Genomic DNA, 10,520 nt, shown 5'->3' with positions numbered 1-10,520 from the left:
GGTCCGGTTGCGGGGGCGTGAGCCGCATGGATGCGGCGACCGAGCTTACATGGACGTACTTGCAGCGGCCCCCGCAACCGGACCCACCCCGCCTACCCACAGGAAGCCAGCTTTTGATGTTGCTTCGGCTCTTGCCGTGGACGTGGCCTTTGCGGGTGCAGGGCGCAGCCCTGCCGATAAACCCCCTCCTGCGACGGTTCGTCGCACGGTGCCTTCTGGAGGCACCTCTACACTAGCGCGGTGATCCGTACCGGCTGCCTGCGTCGAACCCTGCTCCAGCTCGCCTTCATCGCGACGCTGTTGATGGTGCTTGCGCCGCTGGTCAGCCGCGCGCTGCAGGCGCCGCAGGGTCAGATCCCCTCACCACAGGGAAGGGCTCTGACCCCATCCACAATGCATGGCGGCATGGACCATGCCCACATGCATCACGGCGACATGGCTGAGGGTCAGAGCCCTTTGCCGGGGCAAAGGGATCCGACCCCGCCCGCCGATCCGCACGCCATGCACGGGGAGGCCTGCGAGTACTGCGTGCTGGCCATGCGCCTGCTGCCGTGGCTGGCCGTGCTGGTGCTTCTGCTGCCCTTGCTGTGGCGGCCGAAGCCGATGTTCCCATGGTCGCAGCCGCGACTGCCGCTGCTGCATTGGCCGGCACATGCCGCGCGTGGCCCGCCGCTGATCTCCACCGTCCGCTGATTTCCCTATCGAATCCGCCGCACGAGGCCTGCAAGGGCGTCGTGCGCGCGTGCGTACCTTGGAGCTGTTTCCATGAAAATGACTTTCCCCGCTGCGGGCGCCCGTGCGCGCCTGCCGTTTGCGCTTGGCGCTGCCCTGGCTGCCCCCTTCGCCCATGCCGCGCCCGCTGAAGAAGCGCGGACGCTGGATACGCTGGTGGTCACCGCCGCCGCGCCGTCCTCGCCGCTGCATTGGGTGACCGATCCGCGCCTGCCGCGGCAGCCTGTGCCAGCCAGCGATGGCGCCGATTACCTGAAGACCGTTCCCGGCTTCTCCGCCATCCGCAACGGCGGCACCAACGGCGACCCGGTGCTGCGTGGCATGTTCGGTTCGCGCCTGAACATCCTCAGCAACGATGGCAATCTGATTGGCGCGTGTCCCTCGCGCATGGACAACCCGCTGTCCTACATATCGCCGGAGAGCTTTGACCGGCTGACCATCATCAAGGGCCCGCAGAGCGTGCGCTGGGGCGCGGGTGCCTCTGCGGGCACCGTGCGTTTCGAGCGTGATACCCCGCGTTTCGATGCGCCCGGGCTGCGTGCCGATGCCAGTGCGCTGGTCGGCTCACGCAACCGCAACGACCAGGTGCTGGACCTGACCCTGGGCAATCCAACGGGCTACGTGCGTGCCAGCGGCAATCGCTCCGAAGCCGATGACTACAAGGACGGCAACGGCGATGTGGTTCCGTCGAAATGGCGCAAGTGGAATGGCGACGTAGCGGTGGGTTGGACGCCTGACGCCGATACCCTGTTGGAGGTCTCCGCCGGTGCCGGCGATGCGATCGCGCGCTACGCGGGGCGCGGCATGGATGGTGCCGCGTTCGAACGCACCAGTTACGCCGCACGCTTCGAGAAGCGCAATCTGCCCGGGGCGTGGGACACGCTGCAGGCGAACGTGTACTACAACGAAGCCGACCACGTGATGGACAACTACACGCTGCGTACGCCGAACCCACACAGCATGATGCCGATGCCGATGGCGTCGAACGTGGTTCGCCGCACGCAGGGCGGGCGCATCAGCGCCGAATGGCGCTGGCAGGACGTGCAGCTGGTGGCCGGCATCGACGGCGAAGACAGCCGGCATCGCGGCCGCATGGGCATGGGGCGCGATACCTACAAGCAGGCGGACTGGAACACCGACGCCGATTTCCGCCGCTACGGTGCATTCACCGAACTGACCCTTGGCGTGGACACCGGGCAGCGTTGGATCGGCGGGCTGCGCATCGATCGTGCCAGCGTGCGCGATGCGCGTGCCGACATCGGCGGCATGATGATGGCCATGCCCAATCCCACCGCCGGCCAGCGCCGCAGGGAATGGCTGGGCAGTGGTTTCCTGCGCTACGAACAGGACCTTGCCGACGGCCTGACCTGGTATGCCGGGCTGGGCCACAGCCAGCGCATGCCCGACTACTGGGAACTGTTCTCGCCCGATCAGGGGCCGGCAGGTGCGGTGAACGCGTTCGCTGGCATCCAGCCCGAGCGCACCACCCAGCTCGACGTCGGTCTGCAATACAAGGGCCCGCGCGTGCAGGCCTGGGTCTCGGCCTATGCGGGGCAGATCGAGGACTACATCCTGTTCACCTATCGCGGCAGCGGCATGATGGGCATGAGCCAGGCTGACAATGTGCAGGCGCGCATCGCCGGTGCCGAGGCCGGCCTGCAGCTGCGGCTGGACGAGCAATGGAAGCTGGGGGGCACCCTGGCCTATGCCTGGGGCGAGAACCGCGATCAGCATCGACCGTTGCCGCAGATGCCGCCGCTGGAAGCACGCTTGAGCGCTGACTGGGAAGGCCAGCGCTGGAGTGCCGGTGCGCTGGTGCGCGCGGTCACCCATCAGCATCGGGTCGCGGACGGGCAGGGCAACGTGGTCGCGCAGGACCTCGGGCCGAGCAGCGGCTTTGCCACGCTGGCGCTCAACGCGGCCTATCGTTTCAGTTCGCAGCTGCAGCTCAGCGCCGGTGTCGACAACCTGTTCGACCGTGCCTACAGCGAGCATCTGAACCTGGCCGGCAGCGCCGACTTCGGCTTCCCCGCTGACCCTGTGCGCATCAACGAGCCCGGCCGCAGCCTGTGGATGAAGGTGAACTACCGGTATTGATCCGCCGGGCATGGCCCGGCGCTACCGGTGCGCCGGGCAAAGAAGGCCTGCGTCCAAAGAAAACGGGGTCGGATCCCCGCCAGGTTCCGACCCCGCCCGGCGCCCTCGGCCAGGCCCCTCGACTGTACGACGGCATCGCCCCTGGCGGGATGGCCTGATACATCCCGACATACGCCGACACTGCGTCGGTGCCCCCTGCATGGAATGGGCACACGGCGCTATCGCAGCCCCCGTTCCACGCCGGTAAACGCTTGGCACATACCGCTTTTGCGGGGCCTTGCCTACACTCGGCGGCCGTGTACCACTCAGGACGCTTCATGTTGGCTCGTATCGCTTCGACCCTGGCCCTTGGCCTCAGCCTGGCCGTGCTGGCCGGGTGCGCAGGCAAACAGGAGGCCGCCGCGCGTCGGCAGGGCGAAGCCGTGCCGGTCACCGCGCAGGTCGTGCAGGCGGTGCAGTGGAACGACACGCTGCAGGCGCTGGGCACGGCCAAGGCGCGCGAGTCGATCAGCGTGACCGCCAAGGTGAGCGAGATCGTCGAGCGCGTGCACTTTGAAAGTGGCCAGCAGGTCGCCGCCGGTGCGCCCCTCGTGACACTGCGCGGGCAGGCCCAGGAGGCCGCATTGGTGCAGGCGCAGGCGACCTTCCGCGAAGCCGACCAGCTGTACAAGCGCCAGCGCGAACTGGCGGCGCAGCGGTTGGTATCCAGTGCGACCCTGGACACGCAGAAGTCGATCCGCGACGCAGCCGAAGCGCGGGTGGCACAGATGCAGTCGGACATCGGCGACCGTCGCGTGCGCGCGCCGTTCGCCGGCGTCCTCGGCATCCGCCAGATCAGCCCGGGCACGCTGCTGACGCCGACCACGGTGATCGCCACCCTCGACGACGTCGAGCGCATGCACGTCGATTTCCAGGTGCCGGAAGTGGAACTGGCGTCGCTGACCACCGGCGACAAGGTGCAGGCCACCAGCGTGGCCTGGCCGGGCCGCACCTTCGAGGGCGAGGTCAGCACCATCGATGCACGCATCGACCCGGCCACTCGTGCGGTGACCGTGCGTGCCGACTTCGCCAATGGCGACCATGCGCTGCGGCCGGGCATGCTGCTCGACGTGCGCCTGTTCCATCCTGATCGACCGGCCTTGGTAGTGCCGGAAATCGCGGTGGTGCAGGTCGGTCGCGACAGCTTCATGTACCGCATCAAGGCCGATGACACCGTCGAACGCGTGGACGTGGTCACCGGTGCACGCCGCGCCGGCGTGGTCGAGATCAAGCAGGGCCTGCAGGCAGGCCAGCGCATCGTGGTGGACGGCACCGGCAAGCTGCGGGCGGGCCTGAAGGTGGCAGCCTCCGACGCCGCGCCCGCCAGCGGCGCGCAGCCGGCGACGGTTGAAGCACCTGCAGCCGCCGAGGGTCACGGCGGATGAAGCTGTCCGACATCTCCATCCAGCGGCCGGTGTTTGCCGTGGTGATGAGTCTGTTGCTGCTGGTGCTGGGCGTGATGTCCTTCACCCGGTTGACGCTGCGCGAACTGCCGGCCATCGATCCGCCGATCGTTTCGGTCTCGGTGGATTACACCGGCGCCTCGGCAGCGGTCATCGAGAGCCGCATCACCCAGGTGCTGGAAGACGCGCTGGCCGGCATCGAAGGCATCGATACGATCAACGCGCGCAGCACCAACGGCCGCTCGCAGGTCAGCATCGAATTCACCTCCAACCGTGATATCGAAGCGGCGGCCAACGACGTGCGCGACGCGGTCAGCCGCGTGGCCGACCGCATGCCCGAGGAGGCACGGCCACCGGAGATCGCCAAGGTCGAGAGCGATGCCGACCCGATCATCTGGTTCAACATGGTCTCCTCGACCATGGATACGCTGGAACTGAGCGACTACGCCGACCGCTACGTGGTCGACCGCTTCTCCAGCCTCGATGGCGTGGCCCAGGTCCGCATCGGTGGCCGCCAGCGCTATGCCATGCGCATCTGGCTGGACCGCGACCAGCTGGCCGCACGTGGGCTGACCACCGGCGATGTGGAAACCGCGTTGCGCAACGAGAACGTGGAACTGCCGGCCGGCCGCATCGAATCCACCGACCGCGATTTCACCCTGCGCGTGGAGCGCAACTACATCAAGCCGGAAGACTTCGCGACCATCCCGCTGGGCAAGGGCAGTGATGGCTATGTGGTGCGCATGGGCGATGTGGCGAAGATCGAGCTGGCCTCGGCCGAGCGTCGCGCCTACTACCGCAGCAACGGCGAACCCGGCATCGGCCTGGGCATCGTCAAGACCTCCACTGCCAATTCACTGGATGTAGCGCGCACCGCGCGCGCCGAGGCCGAACGTGTCGCGCTGACCCTGCCCAAGGGCACGCAGATCTTCGTTGCCTTCGACAACACCACCTTCATCGAGGCTGCCGTCGACCGCGTGTACGCGACCCTGGTGGAGGCGATGATCCTGGTGCTGGCGGTGATCTGGCTGTTCCTCGGCAGCTTCCGCGCGGCGTTGATTCCTGCGGTCACCGTGCCGGTATGCCTGGTGGCGGCATTCATCGCGCTGTACGCGTTCGATTTCTCGATCAACCTGCTGACCCTGCTCGCGCTGGTGCTGTGCATCGGCCTGGTGGTGGATGACGCGATCGTGGTGGTGGAAAACGTGCAGCGCCGCATCGACCTGGGCGAACCGCCGCTGGTGGCGTCCAAGCGGGGTACCGCGCAGGTGGCGTTCGCGGTGATCGCCACCACCGCCGTGCTGGTGGCGGTATTCCTGCCGGTCGGCTTCCTGGAAGGCAATACCGGGCGCCTGTTCCGTGAACTGGCGGTAGCCCTGGCCGCCGCTGTCGCGCTGTCGGCGTTCGTCGCGCTGACGCTGACGCCGATGATGGCCTCCAAGCTGCTCAAGCCGCATACCGGGCAGGCACCGCGCGGGCTGCACGGCTTCATCAACCGCAATCTGGAACGCCTGGCCGGCGCCTACGGCCGCGTGCTCGATCATCATGTCGATCGCACGTGGATCTACCTGCTGGTGATGGCCGCTGCGTTGGCGGCCAGCTGGCTGCTGATCAAAGTGCTGCCTTCGGAACTGGCCCCGGCCGAAGACCGTGGTTCGTTCCAGATCATGATCGACGGCCCGGAAGGCGCCGGCTACGACTACACCGTGCAGCAGGTGCAGCAGGTCGAAGCGCTGCTGGCACCGCACGTGGGCGCGGACAAGCCGATCGTGCGCGCCAACCCGCGCGTGCCCGGCGGCTTCGGCGCCAGCGAGGAAATGCACACTGGCCGCGTCAGCGTGTTCCTGCAGCCGTGGCGTCAGCGCAGCGAAGGCACGCCGGAAGTCGCCAACGAACTGCAGAAGGAACTGGACACCATCCGTGGCGTGCGCGTACGTACCCAGGTCGGTGGCGGCCTGGTGCGCAGTGGCGGGCAGCCGTTCCAGATCGTGCTGGGTGGCCCGGAATACGCCGAGATCGCGCAGTGGCGGGATCGCATCCTGCTGCGCATGGCCGACAACCCCGGCCTGGTCGGCCCGGACTCGGACTACAAGGAAACCCGTCCGCAGATGCGGGTGAACATCGACCGCCAGCGTGCGGCCGACCTCGGCGTGCCGGTCACCGCGATCGGTTCGGCGCTGGAAACGATGATGGGCTCGCGCCGCGTCACCACCTTCGTCGACAACGGCGAGGAGTACGACGTGCTGGTGCAGGCCGGCCGTGATGGCCGCGCCAGCCCCGCCGATCTGGCCGCTATCCGCGTGCGTGCGCCCTCTGGCGAGCTGGTGCCATTGTCCAACCTGGTCACGCTGAGCGAAGTGGCCGAGGCCGGAACCCTGAACCGCTTCAACCGCCTGCGCTCGATCACCATCAGTGCCGGCCTGGCACCGGGTTATCCGCTGGGCGAGGCCATCGCCTGGGCCCAGCAGGTGACCGGCGAAGAGCTGCCGCAGTACGCGCAGGTGAACTGGAAGGGCGAATCGCGCGAGTACCAGAGTGCGGGCGGCGCGGTGCTGCTGACCTTCGCCATGGCCCTGCTGGTGGTGTACCTGGTGCTGGCCGCGCAGTTCGAGAGCTTCATCCACCCGCTGACGATCATGCTGACCGTGCCGCTGGGCGTGCTCGGCGCGCTGGTTGGCCTGTGGCTGAGTGGCGGCACGGTGAACCTGTTCAGCCAGATCGGCATCGTCATGCTGGTCGGCCTGGCGGCCAAGAACGGCATCCTGATCGTCGAATTCGCCAACCAGCTGCGCGACGATGGCCGCAGCGTGCGCGAAGCGATCATCGAATCGGCGATGGTGCGCCTGCGTCCGATCCTGATGACTTCGATCGCCACCGTGGTCGGCGCCATCCCGCTGGTGGTGGCCGGTGGCCCGGGCTCGGCCAGCCGTGGCACCATCGGCATCGTGATCATCTTCGGCGTCACCCTGTCCACCTTCCTGTCGCTGTTCGTGGTGCCGGCGTTCTACGCGCGGCTGGCCCCGTACACCCGCTCGCCGGAGGCGGTGAAGCGCGAGCTGGAGAAGCAGGAGGCCGACTCGCCGTCGGTGGGTGGTCATGCCTGAGCCGGCGCGGATCCTGCACGGCGCAGGCTTCCTGCTGCGCCCCTGGCGCAGTGATGACCTGCAGTCGCTGCTGCATCACGCCAACGACGCGGACGTCTCGCGTGGGCTGCGTGACCGCTTCCCGTATCCGTACACCCGCGAGGATGGCGAAGCTTTCCTGGGCGGGCGCGTACTGGCGCCAGGCACGCTGAACCTGGCCATCGAGATAGAGGGCCAGGCCTGTGGCAGCGTTGGCGCCCAGCAGGGCGTGGCCGAGCGCGGGCATACCGCGGAACTGGGCTACTGGCTCGGCCAGGCCCACTGGGGGCAGGGCCTGATGACCGCTGTGGTCGGCCTGTTCGCGCCCTGGGTGATGGATGAGCTTGGCCTGTTCAGGCTGCAGGCCACGGTGGTCGACTTCAACCTGGGCTCGGCCCGGGTACTGGAAAAGAACGGTTTCCAGGAGGAGGGCGTGGAGCGCTGCGCCGTCTACAAGCGCGGCGTCCTGCATGACCTGCGCCGCTTCGCCCGGGTACGCAGGCAGCTGCCCTGATAGGTCGCCGGGCATGGCCCGGCGCTACCCGTGGTGCGGCCGGCATACCCGGTAGCGCCGGGCCATGCCCGGCGGAGAACACGCCCCCACATCCGGCGCTATCGCAGCGACCTTCGATCAGGGAGAATCGACCGGTCCCTTCCAGCCGACGGGACGTCCTCACAACCCGCCGACTGGAGAGAGCGCGCGTGGAAGCTACCGTACATTTCATCAACAGCATCATCTGGAGCAAGGCGCTGATCTTCATGTGCCTGGCCGCCGGCCTGTTCTTCAGCCTGCGCACCCGCTTCATGCAGATCCGTGGTTTCGTCGAGATGTGCCGCCTCACCGTGTCCGGTGAGAAGTCCGACGCCGGCGTGTCCTCGTTCCAGGCCCTGGCCATGTCGATGGCCGGCCGCATGGGCATCGGCAACATCGCCGGCGTGGCCACCGCCATCGCCTTCGGCGGCCCCGGCGCGATCTTCTGGATGTGGGTGATGGGCTTCCTCGGCGCCTCCACCTCGTATGTGGAATGCACCCTGGCGCAGATCTACAAGACCAAGGATGCCGAAGGCCGCTACCGCGGTGGCCCGGCCTACTACATCGAAAAAGCGATGGGCCTGAAGTGGTATGCCATGGCCTTCGCCATCGCCACGATCATCGCCGCCGGCTTCCTGATGCCCGGCGTGCAGGCCAATGCGATCGCCGACAGCGTCATCAACGCCTGCCGTGGTACCGCGCTGTGCGGTCCGCTCGATGGCCAGGCCTTCGGCATGGAATCGGCGCAGGCGCTGAAGCTGGGCATCGGCATCGTCGTCGCCCTGCTGCTGGGCGTGGTGATCTTCGGTGGCGTCAAGCGCATCGCCAACTTCGCCGAAGTGGTGGTGCCGTTCATGGCCGCCGGCTTCATCCTGATGGCCATCGTCATCATGATCATCAACTACGACCGCGTGCCGGAAATGTTCGGCATCATCTTCAAGAGCGCGTTCGGTACCCATGCCGCGTTCGGCGCGATGATGGGCCTGGCGGTGGAGTGGGGCATCAAGCGCGGCATCTACGCCAACGAGGCCGGCCAGGGCTCGGGTCCGCACGCTGCGGCGGCCTCGGAGGTCTCGCACCCGGCCAAGCAGGGCTACGTGCAGGCGTTCGCCATCTACTTCGACACCATGATGGTGTGCACCGCCACCGCCTTCCTGATCCTGGCCAGCGGCACCTACAACGTGTATTCGCCGGTCGCCGGCGCCGCGCCGATCTTCCAGGGCCTGGCCGGCATTCCCGAAGGTGCGGGCTACGCGCAGGCGGGTGTGGAAGCGGTGCTGCCGGGCTGGGGCTCGGCCTTCGTGTCGGTAGCGATCTTCTTCTTCGCCTTCACCACGATCATGGCCTATTACTACATGGCCGAAACCAACCTGACCTACGTCAACCACAACAAGCGCCGGCCGCTCACCGTGCTGCTGCTGCGCCTGGGCATCATCGGCATGGTGGTGTTCGGTGCCTTCCACAACGCCACCCTGGCCTGGGCGCTGGGTGATATCGGCGTGGGCCTGATGGCCTGGCTGAACATCATCGCCATCCTCATCGTGCAGAAGCCGGCCATGCTGGCCCTGCGCGATTACGAACGACAGAAGAAGCTCGGTCTCGACCCGATCTTCGACCCCGATGCCCTGGGCATCAAGAACGCCGATTTCTGGCGTCAACGCAAGCTGGAGTTGTCCCGTAGTGAATGATCCCTGGAAGAATGCCCGCCGCCCGTCGTCGCGACCGCCGCGGGCCACCCCGCTGCCACCGCGTGAGGGCGGCACCCCGCCACCACCGGGGCGGGGCAACGACGAACTTCGCCTGTACGGATGGAACGCGGTGCAGGCGCTGTTCGCCAAGCGTCCACAGGCGCTGCGCAAGCTGTACCTGGTGGAATCGCTGATTCCGCGCATGCAGCCGGTGCTGAAGTGGTGCGTGGCCAACCGCGTGGGCTATCGCGTGGTGGAGGAGGGCGACCTCAACAAGCTGGCTGCCACCACCCACCATGAAGGCCTGGTGGCCGACGTGCTGCGCGCGCCGGTGTTGCCGCTGGCGCAGTGGCTGGCCGAACTGGGCGAAGGCCCGGCGCTGGCACTGTGGCTGGATGGCGTCGGTAATCCGCACAACTTCGGTGCGATCCTGCGCTCTGCCGCGCACTTCGGCGCCAAGGCGCTGCTGCTGCCGGCCAGCAGTACGCTGGCGTTGTCCGGCGCGGCCGCACGCGTGGCCGAGGGCGGCGCAGAGTCGGTGCCGCTGGTGCAGTTGCCTGAGGATGCAGAAGCGATGGCGCAGCTGCGCGCGGCCGGTTTCGGCCTCGCCGCGACCCTGGTCGAGGGTGGCGATGACGTGTTCCGCGCGTCGTTGCCGGCCCGCCTGGTCTACGTGATGGGCGCGGAAAGCGAAGGCATGGATCGCGGCCTGGCCAGCCAGTGTGACCAGCAGCTGTCGATTCCCGGCAGTGGCGCGGTTGAAAGCCTGAATGTCGCTTCCGCCACGGCCGTGTTGCTGGCGCAGTGGGTCAGCCAGCGCGGCTGATGGGCGTGTCTGCGGGCACCGCAAACCGGTGCCCGCACAGCGCAGTTCCAGGCCGAACGGGACTTCCCGGCAGCCGGGCAA

At 67.7% G+C, this 10,520-nt stretch carries 7 protein-coding genes; all 7 read left to right on the top strand.

Annotation, left to right across the window (positions count from 1 at the left end; all coding sequences use genetic code 11):
• Positions 1 to 243 precede the first annotated feature (243 nt).
• The 7 genes from J2X70_RS19025 (at position 244) to J2X70_RS18995 (ending at position 10,439) form a co-directional block, all read left to right on the top strand.
• A complete protein-coding gene (locus J2X70_RS19025; RefSeq protein WP_080150642.1) occupies positions 244 to 693 on the top strand; it encodes a DUF2946 family protein in 450 nt (149 codons plus the stop codon).
• 72 nt (positions 694 to 765) lie between these two features.
• Positions 766 to 2,829, top strand: coding sequence for a TonB-dependent copper receptor (locus tag J2X70_RS19020; protein ID WP_309911697.1), 2,064 nt, complete (start codon positions 766 to 768; stop codon positions 2,827 to 2,829).
• Positions 2,830 to 3,146: 317 nt separating this feature from the next.
• Positions 3,147 to 4,253 (top strand): efflux RND transporter periplasmic adaptor subunit, encoded by a 1,107-nt coding sequence (locus tag J2X70_RS19015; RefSeq protein WP_025874264.1) that lies wholly within the window; start codon positions 3,147 to 3,149, stop codon positions 4,251 to 4,253.
• Complete coding sequence (locus tag J2X70_RS19010) at positions 4,250 to 7,375, top strand: efflux RND transporter permease subunit (RefSeq protein ID WP_309911695.1); 3,126 nt, start codon at positions 4,250 to 4,252, stop codon at positions 7,373 to 7,375. Before J2X70_RS19015 ends, J2X70_RS19010 begins: the two co-directional genes overlap by 4 nt.
• Positions 7,368 to 7,907, top strand: coding sequence for a GNAT family protein (locus J2X70_RS19005; protein WP_025874266.1), 540 nt, complete (start codon positions 7,368 to 7,370; stop codon positions 7,905 to 7,907). Before J2X70_RS19010 ends, J2X70_RS19005 begins: the two co-directional genes overlap by 8 nt.
• 188 nt (positions 7,908 to 8,095) lie before the next feature.
• Positions 8,096 to 9,613 (top strand): alanine/glycine:cation symporter family protein, encoded by a 1,518-nt coding sequence (locus tag J2X70_RS19000; RefSeq protein WP_025874267.1) that lies wholly within the window; start codon positions 8,096 to 8,098, stop codon positions 9,611 to 9,613.
• Complete coding sequence (locus J2X70_RS18995; RefSeq protein ID WP_025874268.1) at positions 9,606 to 10,439, top strand: TrmH family RNA methyltransferase; 834 nt, start codon at positions 9,606 to 9,608, stop codon at positions 10,437 to 10,439. The genes J2X70_RS19000 and J2X70_RS18995 overlap by 8 nt, the downstream gene beginning before the upstream one ends.
• The last annotated feature ends 81 nt before the right edge of the window (positions 10,440 to 10,520 follow it).

Origin of the sequence: Stenotrophomonas sp. 1337 (genome assembly GCF_031455455.1) — a bacterium.
GTDB classification, from domain to species: domain Bacteria; phylum Pseudomonadota; class Gammaproteobacteria; order Xanthomonadales; family Xanthomonadaceae; genus Stenotrophomonas; species Stenotrophomonas indicatrix.
The sequence above is the reverse complement of the archived record's forward strand: the minus strand, read 5'-3'. Positions and strand labels throughout refer to the sequence as shown.

Excerpts from the sequence above, each read along its gene's own strand:
- J2X70_RS19015 (WP_025874264.1), top strand. The coding sequence starts at position 3,147 with ATGTTGGCTCGTATCGCTTCGACCCTGGCCCTTGGCCTCAGCCTGGCC.
- J2X70_RS19020 (WP_309911697.1), top strand. The coding sequence starts at position 766 with ATGAAAATGACTTTCCCCGCTGCGGGCGCCCGTGCGCGCCTGCCGTTT.
- J2X70_RS19010 (WP_309911695.1), top strand. The coding sequence starts at position 4,250 with ATGAAGCTGTCCGACATCTCCATCCAGCGGCCGGTGTTTGCCGTGGTG.
- J2X70_RS19005 (WP_025874266.1), top strand. The coding sequence starts at position 7,368 with ATGCCTGAGCCGGCGCGGATCCTGCACGGCGCAGGCTTCCTGCTGCGC.